The sequence below is a fragment of the Streptomyces longhuiensis genome (assembly GCF_020616555.1).
In the GTDB taxonomy this organism is placed as follows: Bacteria; Actinomycetota; Actinomycetes; order Streptomycetales; family Streptomycetaceae; genus Streptomyces; species Streptomyces longhuiensis.
In genome coordinates, this window is record NZ_CP085173.1 from 5,825,362 (window position 1) to 5,843,507 (window position 18,146).

Annotated in this window: 15 protein-coding genes and 1 riboswitch; of the genes, 8 read left to right on the forward strand and 7 right to left on the reverse strand. The window is 70.7% G+C overall.

The genetic code is table 11. The features are described from left to right. Nucleotides 1-165 precede the first annotated feature (165 nt). From LGI35_RS27000 to LGI35_RS27025, 6 genes are all read left to right on the forward strand, one after another. Complete coding sequence (locus LGI35_RS27000; protein WP_227296857.1) at nt 166-1,158, forward strand: malate dehydrogenase; 993 nt, start codon at nt 166-168, stop codon at nt 1,156-1,158. Nucleotides 1,159-1,497: 339 nt separating this feature from the next. After that, nucleotides 1,498-3,042, forward strand: a complete 1,545-nt coding sequence (locus tag LGI35_RS27005) for an aldehyde dehydrogenase family protein (RefSeq protein WP_227296858.1) — start codon at nt 1,498-1,500, stop codon at nt 3,040-3,042. Between the two features lie 102 nt (nt 3,043-3,144). Beyond that, complete coding sequence (locus LGI35_RS27010) at nt 3,145-4,683, forward strand: GMC family oxidoreductase (protein WP_227296859.1); 1,539 nt, start codon at nt 3,145-3,147, stop codon at nt 4,681-4,683. Beyond that, nucleotides 4,683-5,942, forward strand: coding sequence for a quaternary amine ABC transporter ATP-binding protein (locus tag LGI35_RS27015; protein ID WP_227296860.1), 1,260 nt, complete (start codon nt 4,683-4,685; stop codon nt 5,940-5,942). Before LGI35_RS27010 ends, LGI35_RS27015 begins: the two co-directional genes overlap by 1 nt. Further along, entirely contained in the window at nt 5,942-7,915 is a 1,974-nt protein-coding gene (locus LGI35_RS27020; RefSeq protein ID WP_227296861.1) for an ABC transporter permease, read from the forward strand. The genes LGI35_RS27015 and LGI35_RS27020 overlap by 1 nt, the downstream gene beginning before the upstream one ends. 86 nt (nt 7,916-8,001) lie before the next feature. Then, entirely contained in the window at nt 8,002-8,943 is a 942-nt protein-coding gene (locus LGI35_RS27025; protein ID WP_227300520.1) for an ABC transporter substrate-binding protein, read from the forward strand. A gap of 60 nt (nt 8,944-9,003) precedes the next feature. Here LGI35_RS27025 and LGI35_RS27030 read toward each other — a convergent pair whose 3' ends face one another. Then, nucleotides 9,004-9,492: a carboxymuconolactone decarboxylase family protein gene (locus tag LGI35_RS27030; protein ID WP_227296862.1), complete on the reverse strand. Its 489-nt coding sequence runs from the start codon at nt 9,490-9,492 to the stop codon at nt 9,004-9,006. After that, nucleotides 9,489-10,025, reverse strand: coding sequence for a carboxymuconolactone decarboxylase family protein (locus tag LGI35_RS27035; protein ID WP_227296863.1), 537 nt, complete (start codon nt 10,023-10,025; stop codon nt 9,489-9,491). The genes LGI35_RS27030 and LGI35_RS27035 overlap by 4 nt, the downstream gene beginning before the upstream one ends. A 47-nt stretch (nt 10,026-10,072) precedes the next feature. Between LGI35_RS27035 and pdxR the strand changes: the two genes are divergently transcribed. Further along, nucleotides 10,073-11,497 carry a MocR-like pyridoxine biosynthesis transcription factor PdxR gene (pdxR, locus tag LGI35_RS27040; protein WP_227296864.1) on the forward strand — a complete coding sequence of 475 codons (1,425 nt, stop codon included), beginning with the start codon at nt 10,073-10,075 and terminating at the stop codon, nt 11,495-11,497. 51 nt (nt 11,498-11,548) lie between these two features. On the opposite strand, the gene LGI35_RS27045 is transcribed toward pdxR, so the two are convergent. Then, nucleotides 11,549-12,394 (reverse strand): DMT family protein, encoded by an 846-nt coding sequence (locus LGI35_RS27045; protein ID WP_227300522.1) that lies wholly within the window; start codon nt 12,392-12,394, stop codon nt 11,549-11,551. A gap of 225 nt (nt 12,395-12,619) precedes the next feature. Continuing rightward, on the reverse strand, nt 12,620-13,849 hold the full coding sequence (rocD, locus tag LGI35_RS27050; RefSeq protein ID WP_227296865.1) for an ornithine--oxo-acid transaminase: 1,230 nt from the start codon (nt 13,847-13,849) through the stop codon (nt 12,620-12,622). A 117-nt stretch (nt 13,850-13,966) separates the two neighbouring features. Beyond that, nucleotides 13,967-14,053, forward strand: a riboswitch (ZMP/ZTP riboswitch). Between the two features lie 61 nt (nt 14,054-14,114). Between rocD and LGI35_RS27055 the strand changes: the two genes are divergently transcribed. Further along, nucleotides 14,115-15,563 (forward strand): glycine hydroxymethyltransferase, encoded by a 1,449-nt coding sequence (locus tag LGI35_RS27055; RefSeq protein ID WP_227296866.1) that lies wholly within the window; start codon nt 14,115-14,117, stop codon nt 15,561-15,563. An 80-nt stretch (nt 15,564-15,643) separates the two neighbouring features. Here LGI35_RS27055 and LGI35_RS27060 read toward each other — a convergent pair whose 3' ends face one another. The 3 genes from LGI35_RS27060 to LGI35_RS27070 form a co-directional block, all read right to left on the reverse strand. Then, nucleotides 15,644-16,399 (reverse strand): hypothetical protein, encoded by a 756-nt coding sequence (locus tag LGI35_RS27060; RefSeq protein ID WP_227296867.1) that lies wholly within the window; start codon nt 16,397-16,399, stop codon nt 15,644-15,646. A gap of 134 nt (nt 16,400-16,533) precedes the next feature. Then, nucleotides 16,534-17,397, reverse strand: coding sequence for a hypothetical protein (locus LGI35_RS27065; RefSeq protein WP_227296868.1), 864 nt, complete (start codon nt 17,395-17,397; stop codon nt 16,534-16,536). Then, nucleotides 17,390-17,953: an RNA polymerase sigma factor gene (locus LGI35_RS27070; RefSeq protein ID WP_227296869.1), complete on the reverse strand. Its 564-nt coding sequence runs from the start codon at nt 17,951-17,953 to the stop codon at nt 17,390-17,392. The genes LGI35_RS27065 and LGI35_RS27070 overlap by 8 nt, the downstream gene beginning before the upstream one ends. Nucleotides 17,954-18,146 lie beyond the last annotated feature (193 nt).

The window sequence follows — 18,146 nt, forward strand, 5'->3', positions numbered from 1 at the left end:
GCCGCTCCCGTCGCGTCGCCTCCCACTGCGGGGAGTGGGTGTTCTGTGGGGCGGGCCACATGCACCCGGAGGTGCGGGGGGTCCGGGGCGCGATAGCCTGACGGGCGGATCTCTTGATGCCGAGAGATCGATCAAAAAAAGCCCTGCTGTCATACGGAGAACGCCATGACCCGCACTCCCGTGAACGTCACCGTCACCGGCGCAGCCGGCCAGATCGGCTACGCACTGCTCTTCCGCATCGCCTCCGGCCAGCTGCTCGGCGCGGACGTGCCGGTCAACCTGCGCCTCCTGGAGATCACCCCGGCGCTCAAGGCCGCCGAGGGCACCGCCATGGAGCTCGACGACTGCGCCTTCCCGCTGCTGCAGAACATCGAGATCTCGGACGACCCGAACGTCGCGTTCGACGGCGCCAACGTCGCCCTCCTCGTCGGCGCCCGCCCCCGCACCAAGGGCATGGAGCGCGGCGACCTGCTCTCCGCCAACGGCGGCATCTTCAAGCCGCAGGGCAAGGCGATCAACGACAACGCCGCGGACGACATCAAGGTCCTCGTCGTCGGCAACCCGGCCAACACGAACGCGCTCATCGCGCAGGCCGCCGCCCCGGACGTACCGGCCGACCGCTTCACGGCCATGACGCGTCTGGACCACAACCGCGCGCTCACGCAGCTCGCGAAGAAGACCGGCACGACGGTCGCGGACATCAAGCGCCTCACCATCTGGGGCAACCACTCCGCCACCCAGTACCCGGACATCTTCCAGGCGTCCGTCGCGGGCAAGCCGGCCATCGAGGCCATCGGCGGCGACGAGAAGTGGCTGGCCGACGACTTCATCCCGACCGTCGCCAAGCGTGGCGCCGCGATCATCGAGGCCCGTGGCGCGTCCTCGGCCGCCTCGGCTGCGAACGCCGCGATCGACCACGTCCACACGTGGGTCAACGGCACCGCCGAGGGCGACTGGACCTCCATGGGTATCCCGTCGGACGGCTCCTACGGCGTCCCGGAGGGCCTGATCTCCTCCTTCCCCGTCACCACCAAGGACGGCAAGTACGAGATCGTCCAGGGCCTGGACATCAACGAGTTCTCCCGCGCCCGCATCGACGCGTCGGTGAAGGAGCTCGAGGAGGAGCGCGCCGCGGTCCGCGAGCTCGGCCTCATCTGATCCACGCGTCCCGCAGGCACCCGTAGGTCACCTGCACGCGGCCTCATCCGCGCCCCCGCCCGTCCGGTCGATCCGGAGGGGCGGGGGCGCGGCATTTGTGCCGGTCGTGTCTGTGCCGCGCGGGTCCGTACTCGGCATGCCTGCACCGGGCATGCCTGTAGAGGGCATGTTTGTACGGGGCATGTACCCCGAGTAGCGGCGCCAGTGGTGACATTTCGGGCTTATTGGTTATCTAAGCGGTGACGCAGGCCACTTTCGGCCACTGGTTGTGCATGCTTTCCGATCCCCAGGGCAGGGGCTTCCGACGTCGCAGGCTCTTCGTGAAAAGGGAGTTCCGCGATGTTCAGGGGGACTGTTCGGGAACGGAAGGCAAAACGGGACGTGTCTGAAAACCAGAGCATTTTCGTGGACGGAGAGTGGCGCAGCGCCGCCTCCGGGGCCACGCGCGAGATTCTCGACCCGGCGGATGCCCAGCCGTTCGCGCTGATCGCCGAGGGCGGCACGCAGGACGCGGACGCCGCCGTCGCCGCCGCCCGCCGCGCCTTCGACGAAGGAACGTGGCCGGCGACGCCCGTCGCCGAGCGCGCCGCCCTGCTGCGCCGCGTCGCCGATCTCCTCGTACGCGACCGGGAGAAGATCGGTCTGCTCGAGAGCCGCGACGCGGGCAAGACCGTCGAGGAAGGGCGCGTCGACGTCGACTGTGTCGCCGACGCCTTCCGGTACTTCGCCGATCTGGTCGTCGGAGAGGGCGGCGGACGCGTCGTCGATGCCGGGTCCGACGAGATCCACAGCGTGGTCGTGCACGAGCCCGTCGGCGTCTGCTCCCTGATCACGCCGTGGAACTACCCGCTCCTCCAGGCCAGTTGGAAGGTCGCCCCGGCCCTCGCCGCCGGAAACACCTTCGTCATCAAGCCGAGCGAGATCACGCCGCTGACCACCGTGGTCCTCATCGAGCTCCTGGCGGAGGCCGGACTTCCCGCGGGCGTCGCCAACATCGTGACCGGACCCGGCCACACCGTGGGCGCCCGGCTCGCCGAGCACCCGGACGTCGACCTCGTCTCCTTCACCGGCGGCCTGATCAGCGGCACGAAGGTCGCGCAGGCCGCGGCCGCCGACGTGAAGAAGATCGCCCTCGAACTGGGCGGCAAGAACCCGAACGTCGTCTTCGCCGACTCCTGCGAGACCGAGGAAGGCTTCGACACCGCCGTCGACCAGGCGCTGAACGCCGCCTTCATCCACAGCGGACAGGTCTGCTCCGCCGGTGCCCGGCTCATCGTCGAGGAGTCCGTGCGCGAGCGCTTCGTCGCCGAACTCGCCCGCCGCGCCGAGCGGATCAGGCTCGGCCGCGGCACCGAGGAGGGCGTCGAGTGCGGCCCCCTCGTCTCCGCGCAGCAGCGCGACAAGACCGAGTCGTACGTGGCGTCGGCCCTCGCCGAGGGCGCCGTGCTGCGCAGCGGCGGCAAGCGGCCCGAGCCCAGCGAAGTACGGCCCGCCGACGGGTACTTCTACGAGCCGACCGTCCTCGACCAGTGCCACCGCGAGATGCGCGTCGTCCGCGAGGAGGTCTTCGGGCCCGTCCTGACGGTCGAGACGTTCCGCACCGAGGACGAGGCCGTCGCGCTCGCCAACGACACCGAGTACGGGCTCGCCGGCGCCGTCTGGACCGCCGACGCGGGCCGCGCGCGGCGCGTCGCCGGACGGCTTCGCCACGGCACCGTCTGGATCAACGACTTCCACCCCTACCTCCCGCAGGCGGAGTGGGGCGGCTTCGGCAAGAGCGGCATCGGCCGCGAGCTGGGCCCGGCCGGGCTCGCCGAGTACCGCGAGACCAAGCACGTCTACCAGAACCTGGCGCCGAAGCCCGTGCGCTGGTTCGCGGGCTGACCACCGACCCTTCGCACCGGGCTGACCACCCGTTTCTTTCGCGCTGGGCCGGCCGACCGCACTTCGCACTGCCCATTACGCGCAGAACCTTGGAGTTGACGTATGCCTGAGAAGTCCGTGAACACCTACGACTACGTCGTCGTCGGCGGCGGCACCGCCGGATCCGTCATCGCGTCCCGGCTGACCCAGAATCCCGACGTCACCGTCGCCGTCATCGAGGGCGGCCCGAGCGACATCGACCGCGACGACGTCCTGACTCTGCGCCGCTGGCTCGGCCTTCTCGGCGGCGACCTCGACTACGGCTACACCACCACCGAGCAGCCGCGCGGCAACTCGCACATCCTGCACAGCCGCGCCAAGGTGCTCGGCGGCTGCTCGTCGCACAACACGCTCATCTCGTTCAAGCCGCTGCCCGGCGACTGGGACGAGTGGGCCGCGGCCGGAGCCGAGGGCTGGGACCACAAGGCGATGGACCCGTACTTCGGCAAGCTGCGCAACAACATCGTGGCGGTCGACGAGAAGGACCGGAACGCGATCGCCCGCGACTTCGTCGACGCCGCGCAGACCGCCACGGGCGTGCCGCGCGTGGACGGCTTCAACAAGGCGCCGTTCAAGGACGGCGTCGGCTTCTTCGACCTCGCGTACCACCCGGAGAACAACAAGCGCTCCAGCGCCTCCGTCGCCTATCTGCACCCGCACATGGAGGCCGGCGACCGGCCCAACCTGACGCTCCTGCTCGAGACCTGGGCGTACCGGCTGGAGATGGACGGCACGCGGGCGCGGGGCGTCCGCGTGCGGACGAAGGACGGCGAGGAACTGCTCGTCGAGGCGCGGAACGAGGTCGTCGTGTGCGCCGGAGCCGTCGACACGCCCCGGCTGCTGATGCACTCCGGCATCGGACCGAAGGCCGACCTGGAGAAGCTCGGGATCCCGGTCCTGCACGATCTGCCGGGCGTCGGCGAAAACCTGCTCGACCACCCCGAGTCCGTGATCGTGTGGGAGACGGACGGGCCGATCCCCGACAACTCCGCGATGGACAGCGACGCGGGCCTCTTCGTGCAGCGTGATCCGGAGGCGAGCGGGCCGGACCTGATGTTCCACTTCTACCAGATCCCGTTCACCGACAATCCGGAGCGCCTCGGCTACGTCAGGCCGGAGCACGGGGTGTCGATGACGCCGAACATCCCCAAGCCGCGCAGCCGCGGCCGCCTCTACCTGACCAGCGCGGACCCGGAGGAGAAGCCCGCCCTCGACTTCCGTTACTTCACGGACGAGGACGACTACGACGGCCGCACGCTGGTCGACGGGATCAGGATCGCGCGCGAGATCGCGAAGACCGAGCCGCTCGCCGGCTGGCTCAAGCGCGAGGTGTGCCCCGGGCCCGACGTCGTGGGCGACGAGGAACTCGGTGAGTACGCGCGCAAGGTCGCGCACACCGTCTACCACCCCGCCGGGACCTGTCGCATGGGCGCGAAGAATGATGAACTCGCCGTGGTGGACCCGGAGTTGAGGATCCGGGGTCTGGAGGCGATCCGCATTGCCGACGCGTCCGTCTTCCCGACGATGCCGGCGGTGAACCCGATGATCGGGGTGCTCATGGTCGGGGAGAAGTGTGCCGAGCTGCTGGGTGGTGATGCGTGATGAGTACGAACACGATGCCGAACGCTGAGGTGACGGACGCGCAGGCGGGATCGCCGGTGTTCTCCGTGAACAACCTGTGGAAGGTCTTCGGGCCGAAGGCCGACCGGGTGCCGGGCGACGCGGAACTGACCGCCCTGAGCGCCGCCGAGCTGCGCGCCCGCACCGGGTGCACCGCCGCGGTGCGCGACGTCAGCTTCGACGTGCGCAAGGGCGAGGTCTTCGTCGTCATGGGCCTCTCCGGCTCCGGCAAGTCCACCCTCGTACGCTGCCTGACCCGGCTCATCGAGCCGACCTCCGGCGGCATATCCATCGACGGCGAGGACGTCCTCGGCATGGACAAGGGGCGCCTGCGCGAACTGCGCCGGCACCGCGCCGCCATGGTCTTCCAGCACTTCGGGCTCCTTCCGCACCGCACCGTGCTCGACAACGTCGCGTACGGCCTGGAGATCCAGGGCGTGGGCCGCGCCGAGCGGCGCGCCAAGGCGGCGGAGGTCGTCGCGAAGGTCGGCCTCGACGGCCTCGAGCAGCGGCGGCCCGGGCAGCTGTCCGGCGGTCAGCAGCAGCGTGTCGGGCTCGCGCGCGCCCTCGCGGTCGATCCCGAAGTGCTGCTGTTCGACGAGCCGTTCAGCGCTCTCGACCCGCTGATCCGCCGGGACATGCAGGAGGAGGTCATCCGGCTCCACCGTGAGGAGGGCCGGACCATGGTCTTCATCACGCACGACCTCAGCGAGGCGCTGCGGCTCGGCGACCGGATCGCGCTGATGCGCGACGGCCGGATCGTGCAGCTGGGCACGCCCGAGGAGATCGTGGGCTCGCCCGCCGACGACTACGTACGCGAGTTCGTCCGGGACGTGCCGCGCGAGCAGGTCATGACGGTGCGCCGCGCGATGCGGCCCGCCGACGCCGACGAGGAGGGCCGCGGCCCGGCCATCGCGCCCGGCGCGACCGTGTCGGAGGCGATCGAGGCGGTCGCCAGGACCGGGTTCGCGGTGCGGGTCATGGACGAGGGGCGCTGCCTGGGCGTCGTGGACCATGCGCGGCTGCTCGGTGTGGTGGCGGGGACGGACGGGTCCTCGGGGGAGGGGTTCTCCGGGGAGGGGTTCTCCGCAGGGGCTGACGTGGCCGGGGCTGACGCTTCGGGTTCGGGTTCGGGTTCGGCCGGGGCCGACGCTTCCGGTTCTGGTTCCGGTTCGGCCGTGGCAGGCGCCGGCGCCGACGCGCCCGCGCCCGTCACGCCGCCGGGCGAGGAGGTCTCCTGATGGCTGCCGCCAGTACCGCCACCGCCCCCGCGGCGGACACCCCGCGCTTCGGCGCGCTCCTGCGCAACCGCGTCCTCGGCAAGCTCCTGCTGCTCGCCGTCGTCGCGGCCGTCCTCGTACCGATCGTGCACGCCAAGTGGGCGAGCGGCAGTTGGCCGCACGCGCTCACCGTCGATCTGACCGGCCCGCTGGGGAAGACCAGTGACTGGATCATCGACAACCGGGACAGCCACCCGCTGTTCCTCTACTTCTTCGGCCACATCAGCAACGCCGTCGTCGTGAGCGTGCGCGGCGTCTACCTGGTGCTCCTCGCGGCCGGCTGGGCCGGCGTCACCGCCGCGGCCGGGCTCATCGCCTGGCGGGTCGCGGGCCTGAAGCTCGCGGCGTCCGCCGTCGCCGCGATCCTCGTGTGCGGCTGGTTCGGCATGTGGGTGCCGACCATGCAGACCCTCGCGCTGATGGTCGTCGCGGTCCTCGCCTCGGTCGTGCTCGGCATGCTCCTGGGACTCGCGGCCGGACTCTCCGACCGTACGTACCGGGCGCTGCGCCCCGTCCTGGACACGATGCAGGTCTTCCCCGCGTACGCGTACCTGCTCCCGGTCGTCCTGGTGTTCGGCATCGGCGTGCCCGCAGCCGTCCTCGCGACCGTCGTCTACGCCGCCCCGCCGATGGCCCGTCTGACGGCGCTCGGCCTGCGCGGCGCCGACGGCGGAGTGATGGAGGCCGTCGCCTCGCTCGGCGCGACCGCGCGTCAGCGGCTCCTGACGGCCCGCCTCCCGCTCGCCCGCAAGCAACTCCTGCTCGGGCTCAACCAGACCATCATGATGGCGCTCTCGATGGCCGTCATCGCGTCGGTGATCGGCGCGGGCGGCCTCGGCGACCGCGTGTATCAGGCGCTGGCCTCCGTGGACGTCGGCGCGGCCCTCGCGGCCGGTATCCCGATCGTGCTGCTCGCCGTGATCCTGGACCGTACGACGGCCGCGGCGGGGGAGCGGCTCGGCGCCGCGGAACCCGACGGCCGCCGCCTGCACGGCGGGTACGGCTGGGTCGTCGCCGGGATTCTCACGGTGGTCGCCGCCCTCGTGGCGCGTCTCGCGGACCGGATCGACTGGCCCGAGACCTGGACCGTGAACATCGCGGACCCGGTCAACAACGCCGTCGACTGGATGACCGACCACCTCTACTCCGGTGTCCCCTACATCGGCGGAACCGCCGACTGGGCCGGGCACTTCACCACCTGGGTCCTCGACCCGCTGCGCGACGGGCTGCAGTGGCTGCCCTGGTGGTCCGTGCTCCTCATCGTCGCCGCGCTGGCCTGGCTGATCGGCACCTGGCGCACCGCCCTGACGGCCGTGCTCGCCATGGCCGCGATCGGTGTCCTCGGTGTGTGGAAGCCGTCGCTCGACACGCTGTCGCAGGTGCTCGCGGCCGTCGCCGTGACGCTCGTCGTCGGCTTCGCGGTCGGGATCGCGGCGGCGCGCAGCGGGCGGCTCGAACGCCTGCTCAGGCCCGTGCTCGACGTCTTCCAGACGATGCCGCAGTTCGTGTACCTGATCCCGGTGGTCGCGCTGTTCGGCGTCGGCCGTGCCCCCGCGGTCGCCGCCGCCGTCGTCTACGCGCTGCCGGCCGTCATCCGCATCACCACGCAGGGACTCCGCCAGGTCGACGCGGCCGCCCTGGAGTCGGCCCGGTCGATGGGCGCGACGAGCGGGCAGCAACTGCGCCAGGTCCAGCTGCCGCTGGCCCGGCCGGCGCTGCTCCTGGCCGTGAACCAGGGTGTCGTCCTCGTCCTCGCCGTCGTGATCATCGGCGGCCTGGTGGGCGGTGGCGCGCTCGGCTACGAGGTCGTGTTCGGCCTCGCCCAGGGCGACCTGGCGACCGGGCTCGTCGGCGGCGCGGCGATCGTGTGCCTCGGTCTCATGCTCGACCGGGTCACCCAGCCGACCGAACGCCGCGCGAAGAAGGGAGCGTGATCGCGATGCGAGCACTTCGATCTTTCCGCCCGGTGCGGGCAGGCAGGACGACCACGTCGCGCCCGGCGCGGGCGCGCAGGACGACCATGGGGCTCGCGGCCGCGGGCACCCTGGTGGTGGCCACCGGCTGCGGTGCCGCCGACATGACCAAGCAGTCCTCCCCGTACGCCAACGCGCAGGGCGCGAAGACGGTGACCCTGTCCGTGCAGTCCTGGGTCGGCGCGCAGGCCAACATCGCCGTGGCCGAGTACCTGCTCAAGCACGAGCTCGGCTACCGCGTCGACACCGTCCAGGTCGACGAGGTCCCCGCATGGGACGCGCTCAGCCAGGGCCGCGTCGACGCGATCATGGAGGACTGGGGCCACCCGGACCAGGAGCAGCGGTACGTCAAGGACAAGAAGACGATCGTGAACGGCGGCGACCTCGGCGTCACCGGACACATCGGCTGGTTCGTCCCGACGTACTTCGCCAAGCAGCACCCGGACGTCACCGACTGGAAGAACCTCAACAAGTACGCGTCCCAGCTGCGCACCGCGGAGAGCGGCGGCAAGGGCCAGCTCCTCGACGGCTCCCCGTCGTACGTCACCAACGACAAGGCGCTGGTCAACAACCTGAAGCTGAAGTACCAGGTCGTGTTCTCCGGTTCCGAGGCGGCTCAGATCACCCAGATCAAGCAGTTCGCCAAGGCCAAGAAGCCGTTCCTGACGTACTGGTACCAGCCGCAGTGGCTGTTCAAGAAGGTGCCGATGACGGAGGTGAAGCTGCCGGCGTACAAGGACGGCTGCGACGCCGACCCGAAGAAGGTGGCCTGCGCCTATCCGAAAACGCCGCTCCAGAAGTACCTCAACGCGGACTTCTCGAAGAACGGCGGCAAGGCGGCGGCCTTCCTGAAGAACTTCAAGTGGACCACCGAGGACCAGAACGAGGTCTCCCTGCTCATCGCCGACAAGAAGCTGTCTCCGGACGAGGCGGCGAAGAAGTGGATCGACGAGCACGAGTCGACGTGGCGGTCCTGGCTGCCCAAGTAGCCGTACGGCTCCTCCCCGCGCGCGTGCCGGGTGCCATTCCTGACGGGGGCACCCGGCACGTCACCACTGCGGTCCGCCCGGCGCGATCCGGCGGCTCACCATGAGCCGGTTCCAGCTGTTGATGGCGGTGATCACGCCGAGGAGATGGGCGAGTTCGTCCTCGCCGAAGTGCTTGGCCGCTGCCTCATATGTCTCGTCCGGCACGAAGCCGTCGGTGAGTACGGTGACGGCCTCGGTGAGTGCGAGCGCGGCCCGCTCGCGCTCGGTGAACTGCTCGGGGGCCTCCGCCCACGCGTTGAGCAGCGCGATCCTCCCCCAAGCCGTCGACTTCGCTCGAGCAGGGGATACCCCAACGGCACTCTCGCCGTCCTTCTCGACGGCGAGGTCCACGTGCATGTCCAGGCAGAACGCGCACTCGTTGATCTGCGACGCCCGGATCATCACCAGCTCGGCGAGAACCGGGTCGCCGAGCCCCTTCTTCGCGGCGGCGCCGAGCGCGATCATCGCGTCGCGCACGCCGGCGTCCAGGTGCGTCGTGCGGGCTGTCACTTGAAGTCGCCGGCGGTGTAGTGCCCGGGAACCATCCGCGTCGACACACCGAACCGGTTCCACGCGTTGATCACCGTGATGGCGGCGATCAGCTGCGTCAGCTCCTTCTCGTCGTACAGCTTCGCCGCCTTCTCGTACGTCTCGTCCGGCACGAACCCGTCCGTGAGCACGGTGATCGCCTCGGTCAGCTCGATCGCCGCGATCTCCCTGGGCGTGTAGAAGTGCTGCGACTCCTCCCACGCGCCGAGCTGAATGATCCGCTCGACGCTCTCGCCCGCGGCGAGCGCGTCCTTGGAGTGCATGTCGAGGCAGAACGCGCAGTGGTTCAGCTGCGAAGCGCGGATCTTGACCAGCTCCAGCGTCACCGGATCGACGCCCTTACGGGCCTCCGCGTCGAGCCGGATCATGGCCTTGTAGACCTCCGGAGCGTGCTTGGCCCAGGCCAGCCGGGGCGCGTGCTCGTGGACGTACTCCTTGGTGGCGGTGTCAGTGTTCTGGCGGGCGCTGTCGGTGGTGTTCTCGTTCGTCGTCATGACATCGACCCTACGAGCGGAGTAGCCCACGGGTATGGTCCATTTCCATGGTGGAATCCTGGGCCACTTCGCCCTCCGGTCAGGCGCTCGGTATCGATCTGCATGTCGAGCCGACCGGCTCCGGCCTGCGCAAAGGCCTCACTGACGCGCTCCGTGACGCCGTACGCGGCGGACGCCTCGCCCCCGGTGTCCGCCTCCCCTCGTCCCGCACACTCGCCGCCGATCTGGGCATCGCCCGCAACACGGTCGCCGACGCCTACGCCGACCTCGTCGCCGAGGGCTGGCTCACCGCGCGCCAGGGCTCGGGGACCCGCGTCGCGGAGCGACCGGTCGAGGCGCCCCGGCCGGCCTCGACCCGCGGGCGGCGCGCCCCGTCCGGACTCCGCCACGACCTGCACCCCGGCACCCCCGACCTCTCCTCGTTCCCCCGAGCCGAATGGCTCAAGGCCTCGCGCCGCGCCCTCAACGCCGCCCCGAACGACGCCCTCGGCTACGGCGATGCCCGCGGCCGCATCGAACTGCGCACCGCACTCGCCGGCTACCTCGCCCGCGCCCGCGGCGTCCACGCCGACCCGGACCGCATCGTCATCTGCTCCGGCTTCGTCCACGGCCTGATGCTGCTCGGCGAGGTGCTGCGCAACAGGGGCGTGCGCGACGTCGCCGTGGAGTCGTACGGGCTCGACATCCACTGGGACGTCCTGACACGGTCGGGCCTGCGCACCCACCCTCTTCCCCTCGATCAACTCGGCACCCGCACCGACGAGTTGGCGACCGGCGAACCGGATGTGGGCGCCGCCCTTTTGACCCCCGCCCACCAGTTCCCGATGGGCGGGGCCCTGCACCCCGACCGCCGCGCCGCCGTCGTCGACTGGGCCCGCCGCACCGGTGGACTGATCCTGGAGGACGACTACGACGGCGAGTTCCGCTACGACCGCCAGCCCGTCGGCGCCCTCCAGGGCCTCGACCCCGACCGCGTCGTCTACTTCGGCACGGCCAGCAAATCCCTCGCACCCGGCCTGCGCCTCGGCTGGCTGGTGCTGCCGCCCTCCATCATCGGAGAGGTGATCGAGGCGAAGGGCGTCGCCGACTGGTCGTGCGGCGTCCTCGACCAGCTGACCCTCGCGGAGTTCATCGACTCGGGCGCCTACGACCGTCATGTCCGCGGGGCCCGCCTGCGCTACCGGCGCCGCCGCGACCAGCTGGTTGCCGCCCTCGCCGAACGCGCCCCCGACGTCCGTGCCACCGGAATCGCCGCCGGTCTGCACGCCGTCCTCCAACTCCCGCCCGGCACCGAACAGTCCGTGGTCCGCGCCGCCGCCTGGCAACGCCTCGGAGTCTCCGGCCTCTCCAGCTTCCGCCATGACGCGGCCACCACCGAACCACCTCTGGACGCCCTGGTGGTCGGCTACGGAACCCCACCGGACCACGCCTGGGCAAGCGCGCTGGAGGCCTTGTGCCGGGCGCTGCCATAGGCGACCGGCATCGGGCGGTCGGTGTCTCGGGTCGGTCGGCCCGGGTTCGGGTCAGACCCGGGCCGGTGCGGACGCGTCCTCCACCGGCGCCTCCCCGAAGCGCGCCAGCGCCAACGCCCCCGCCACGGCCACCACGAACCCGAGAACCGCCAGCCAGCCCAGCCCTTCGCGCGTGCGATCCCCGAGCCAGATCACCCCGATCAGCGCCGGCCCCACCGTCTCGCCCACGACCATCCCCGCGGTGGCCGTGGTCACCGACCCCTTCTGCAACGCCGAGGTCAGCAGCAGGAACGCCGCACCCCCACCGAGCAGCAGTGCGTACGTCGCCGGATTGCTCAGCAGCGCGCCGGGCGACACGTCGTCGATGAGCCGTACCGACACCTCCACCACCCCGAACCCGAACCCCGAGCCGAGCCCCAGCGCGAGCGCCCGGCCCCGCCCCGGCAGCCGCCCGGCCACCGCCCCGATCAACAGCACCCCGAGCGCCGTCCCCAGCATCGCGTACCGCAACGCGTCCGAACCGGCCTCCTCCCCCTCCGTCCCCGACGCCAGCCCCAACATGGCGAGCCCCGCCACCACCACCCCGACGGCGCCCCACTCGACGCCGCTCAGTCGTGCGTCCAGCAGCCGCGTGGAGACCACCGCCGTCACCGCCAGACTCGCGGCGAGCGCCGCCCCGACGGCGTAGATCGGAATCGACCGCAGCGCCACGACCTGCAGCACGAACCCGAGCAGGTCGAGCCCCAAGCCGGCGACATAGCGCCACTGCCGCAGCGCCCGCAGCAACAGCGCGGCGTCGACACCGGACCCCGACCCCGGCTCCGCGGCCCGCGCGGCCATCGCCTGCAACACGGAAGCCGTACCGAAACAGACCGCCGCCCCGAGCGCGCAAAGCATTCCAAGAAGCACAAAGCGACTGTAGAGGGTGTGCCTGGGCCGACCGGCCCGCGAGCGGCTCCTCGTCCGGGGGTGCCCCCATGAGCGGCTCCCTCTCCGGTGGTGTCCGGGTGAGCGGCTCCCTCTCGGGTGGTGCCCCCCGCGAGTGGGCGGACCACGAGTCGGCCGTCGGCGCGCCGAAGGCGCACCGCCGTCAGACCGTCAGACCGCCAGAACGCTAGACCGTCAGACCGCCAGGACCGCGCGGAGCTGGTCGAGCCCCCAGTCCAGGTCCTCCTTACTGATCATCAGAGGGGGAGCGATCCGGATCGTGCTGCCGTGGGTGTCCTTGGCCAGGACACCCCTGGCCATCAACTTCTCCGAGATCTCCCTTCCCGTCCCGTACGACGGGTCGATGTCGACCCCCGCCCACAGCCCGCGTCCCCGCACCTGCGTCACCTTGCCCGTGCCCGTCAGCAGCCCGAGCTCCGCATGGAGATGCTCGCCCAGCTCAGCCGCCCGCTGCTGGAACTCCCCGGTGCGCAGCATCGCGATGACCTCGAGCGCTACCGCGCAGGCCAGCGGATTCCCGCCGAACGTCGACCCGTGCTCACCCGGCTTGAACACCCCGAGCACCTCGCTGCTGGACGCCACCGCCGACACCGGCACGACCCCACCGCCGAGCGCCTTGCCCAGCACGTACATGTCGGGCACCACGCCCTCGTGCTCACAGGCGAACGTCCGCCCGGTCCGGCCGAGCCCGGACTGGATCTCGTCCGCGATGAACAACACGTTCCGCTCGCGGGTCAACTCCCTTACCGCGGGCAGATATCCGGCCGGTGGCACGAGGACACCGGCCTCGCCCTGGATCGGTTCGAGCAGCACCGCGACGGTGTTCTTCTCGGTGACAGCGCTGCGCAGTGCCGTCAGATCGCCGTACGGCACGATCTCGAAGCCCGGCGTGTAGGGACCGAAGTCCGCGCGCGCCTCCTGGTCCGTGGAGAAGCTGACGATGGTCGTCGTGCGCCCGTGGAAGTTGTTGCCCGCCACGACGATCTTCGCTCTGCCGTCGAGCACCCCCTTGACCTGGTACCCCCACTTTCTCGCCGTCTTCAAGGCGGTCTCGATCGCCTCCGCCCCTGTGTTCATCGGCAGCACCATGTCCATGCCGCACAGCTCCGCGAGCTGGGTGCAGAACTCGGCGAACCGGTCGTGATAGAAGGCGCGGGACGTCAGCGTCACCCGCTCCAGCTGCGCCTTGGCGGCCTCGATGAGCCGCTGGTTCCGATGGCCGAAGTTGAGGGCCGAGTAGCCGGCGAGCAGGTCGAGGTACCGGCGCCCTTCGACATCCGTCATCCACGCGCCCTCCGCCGTGGCGACCACGACGGGAAGCGGATGGTAGTTGTGCGCGCTGTGCGCTTCGGACGCGGTGATGAGGGCTTCCGTTGCGGCATTCGGAGGAGTCACAGCAGTCACGGGATCTCCGTTCTTACAGCTCTGATGGCGCGAAGATGTGGGCTTGTGACCCCTTCCTACCGTCGCTCGCATCGTGGACCGGGAAACCTCGCCCTGCGGCGCGCCCGGTAGTGTGGCCCGCAGGGCCGTGACTGGCGCGCTGGGATGGGACCGACCATCAGGGAGCGGCCTGTGAACTGTGTGCCGTGCGCCTGGGCCGACCCGTGAACCTCCCGCTCTCGACCTCGCTCGAGCAGGGGAGGTCCCATCCGTCCGGAGGTCCGTCATGTCAGAGCCCACCCTCTCCACCGAATCCGTAGCGTTCCGTAGCGCCCTCGATGTGATCCGGGCTGTCGAGCCCCGCGTGGCCGACGCCATCGGCCAGGAGATCGCCGACCAGCGCGAGATGCTCAAGCTGATCGCCAGCGAGAACTACGCGTCCCCGGCCACCCTCCTCGCGATGGGCAACTGGTTCAGCGACAAGTACGCCGAGGGCACCGTCGGCCGCCGCTTCTACGCCGGCTGCCGCAACGTCGACACCGTCGAGGCCCTCGCCGCCGAACACGCCCGCGAGCTCTTCGGTGCCCGCCATGCCTATGTCCAGCCGCACTCCGGCATCGACGCCAACCTCGTCGCCTTCTGGGCCGTCCTCGCCCAGCGCGTCGAGGCGCCCGCCCTGGAGCTGGCCGGCGTCCGCAACGTGAACGACCTCTCCGACGCCGACTGGGCCGAGCTCCGTCAGGCCTTCGGCAACCAGCGCATGCTCGGCATGTCCCTGGACGCCGGCGGCCACCTCACCCACGGCTTCCGCCCGAACATCTCCGGCAAGATGTTCGACCAGCGCAGCTACGGCACCGACCCGCAGACCGGCCTCGTCGACTACGAAGCCCTGCGTGCCACCGCCCGCGACTTCAAGCCGCTGATCATCGTCGCCGGCTACTCCGCTTACCCCCGCCTGGTGAACTTCCGCATCATGCGCGAGATCGCCGACGAGGTCGGGGCGACCCTCATGGTCGACATGGCGCACTTCGCGGGCCTGGTCGCCGGCAAGGTCCTCACCGGCGACTTCGACCCGGTGCCGCACGCGCAGATCGTCACCACCACGACGCACAAGTCGCTACGCGGCCCGCGCGGCGGCATGGTGCTCTGCGACGACTCGCTCGCCGACCAGGTCGACCGCGGCTGCCCGATGGTCCTCGGCGGCCCGCTGCCGCACGTCATGGCCGCCAAGGCCGTCGCCCTGGCCGAGGCCCGCCGTCCCGAGTTCCGCGAGTACGCCCAGTCGGTCGTTGACAACGCCCGTGCCCTCGCCGAGGGCCTGACCCGCCGTGGCGCCACCCTCGTCACGGGCGGCACGGACAACCACCTCAACCTGATCGATGTCGCCACCTCCTACGAGCTCACCGGCCGCCAGGCCGAGAACGCGCTCCTCGACTCCGGCATCGTCACCAACCGCAACTCCATCCCCTCCGACCCGAACGGCGCCTGGTACACGTCCGGCATCCGCATCGGAACCCCTGCCCTGACCACCCGTGGCCTGGGCACCGCGGAGATGGACGAGGTCGCGGGCCTCATCGACCGCGTGCTCACCGCCGCCGAAGCGGGCACCACCAGCAAGGGCGCGCCCTCCAAGGCGCAGCACGTCCTGGACGAGAAGATCGCCGACGAGGTCTCCACGCGAGCGTCCGACCTGCTGAGCGGCTTCCCGCTCTACCCGGAGGTCGACCTCACCTGATCGCTTGACCGGCCCGTCACCAGCCGCACCGACGGGCCGGTCAGTGCGTTCCCCCAGTTGTGGGAGCTGGAGAGCGATCCTCAGGAATCGATCAGCTGCTGCCGTGGTCCCGCGTCGGGCGGGGTCCCGCCTGTCCCGCGACGACCCGGCAGCCTGTCGGCCAGGGGTCGCAGCACCAGAGCCAGCGCGGCGCCCGCCGCCAGCCCCGGTATCGCCCACCACCAGTCCACCCCGTCTTCGCCCCCGGCTGCCGAGGCCCGCGCGCTTTCGGAAGGCCCGGCATCGCGACCGTCGGCGGCCGGAGCCGGAGCTCCGCCGAGCGCTTCCTTGGACCGGTCGGGCGACTGCCAGGGCACCGGGAAGATCGGGCTCCCGCCCTTTTCGGACCGCGCGCCCATGACCCCGAGGTCCTTCAGCAGCGCGCGCAGCTCCGCCGGCTTTCGCGCTTTGTGCCAGTACCCGTTGTAGGAGTCCGGCACGTGCGTCGCTGTGTGTATCCAGACGTCCTTCGTGCCCGGCGAGTCCGGATAGACCCGGTCGACCCGCCACGGCAGCACGTCGTGCACCAGCCATGTGACATTGAGCTGACGCCCCGCGCCTATGCCCAAGCCGGGCGGCTCCTCCCGGCGCCCCTGGTCCGGCTCGCCCAGGAGACTCTCCAGCGGCCCGTACTTCTTGTCACTGAAGTAGAGCGACGCGCTCTGGCCACTCTCGGGCGACACCACCAGAACGCTCGTCGGTCCGCCGGCCGACGCCCCTGACGCGGTCAGCAGCATCGTGGCGAGTGCCGCCGTCAGTGCCACCGCCAGGGCGGCCGCCCTTCGTACTGTTCGCATCCGTTCCCCCCGCTGCTCCCGGCACGGCCCGCCCGTGTCGATTCACTTCTGGTACACCGCTCGACCCGACCGGGTTCCCAACTTCGGTGTGCGAGTTTTCGGTTGTGTGCGTTTACGGGGCCAGCCCGCTGACATCAGCGGACGGCGTCCGGCCTCCGTACCGACCGTGCGATCTCCATCGCCCGCTCCCGCGAATCGACTCCCTCCAGGCGGAGCGTCATCTCCTGTCGGCGGGTCCACAGAAGCGTCGGGCCCGCGGTGCGTTCCGAACGGGTCCACCGGTCGCCGTCGCCGTCGAGCATCCAGAAACTGAGCAGATGCGGCTGGGCGAACCACAGCCCCGTATCCCGGCCGAGGCCGACCCAGCGCGGCTGCATGCGCACCGATTTCGTGTACCCGAGATCGAGCCGCGCCGGGTACTCGTCGAGTCGGATCGTGTGCCCGTCCTCGCGCCAGCACAGTGTGATCAAGAAGCGCGCCTTCGGTTCCCGTGTCACCGTCACGGCGTCCGGCATTCCCAGCTCGCCCGGCACCAGCGGTTCGAATCCGGCGTCTCGTCGGGCCTCGCCCAGCGAGAGCGACGTGCCGCACCCAGGGACGTGCGCACCGGACGACGGTAGAGCCGAAGGGTCGTACCGGACCTCGACTCCGCCGAAGCCGAACCACTCGGCGACCGCGGCCCGCACCGGAGGCGTGAGCACGAGCACGGTCAGCACTCCGCACAGGCCCGCCGTGAGCATCCGCCACCGCTTCCGTATCCAGCGGCGCGCCCGGCGCATCCGGGCAGGGCCCGCCGTCGGCTCGGCCACCGGCGCCGGAACGGACTCGGCGAGTATCTGTGCCAGCACCCGCTCGGCCATCGACTCACCGCCGGGGCCCAGACCGTCCAGGGACCTGCCCAGCGCCCGCAGCTCATCCGGCAGCCCACGGTCCGCGCGGGGCTCGCGCTTCTTGCCGGGGAGCCGGCTCCCGTCGCCCTCGTGACGCGGTTCACTCATGCTCGTCACCTCCCTCCCGCGGGTCCAGCTCCGCCGGAAGAATCCGCTTCAGTTTCCGCAGCGCGCGATTGAGCCTCGACTTCACGGTGCCGCGCGGCCAGCCGAGCGCCTCGGCCGTCTCCGCCTCGTCCATCTCGAGCAGATACCGGTACGTGACGACCAGCCGATGCTCCTCGCTCAGTTCCTCGAGCGCGGCGAGCAACGCCGTCCGCCGCTCGTCGTGAACGGCCGCGACCGCCGGATCCGTGGTCTCGGGTATCAGCGGCTCGGCTTCTCTCAACGTCGCTTCCCGCCCCACGACCGAACGCTGTCGCACCGCCGAGCGCACTGTGTTCCTCGTCTCATTGGCGACGATCGCGAGCAGCCACGGCTTGAACGACGAGTCGTCCCGAAACTGTCCCAGGGCGCAGTACGCCTTGAAAAAGGCCTGCTGCACCACGTCCTCCGCGTCCGCTCCTGCCCCGAGGGCCCGGGCCGCGCGCAGCGCCAGCCCGGTGAAGGCGCGCACCAACACCGCGTACGCCTCCACATCTCCGGCGCGCACGCGAGCGATCACCGCACGCTCGTCGTCGACGACGCGGCCCCCCTCCAGGACCTCCCCCTGTGTCCTCACATCGTTGATACACCGCACCCCTCGCATCGGTTCCCACCCGTCGCACAGGTATTTCCGAACGCGTTCCGCAAGGCAGGTCCGAAGGGATACCGAAGCCAGGTCCCGAAGCCAGATTCCGTGGCCGGGTCCCGGCGAC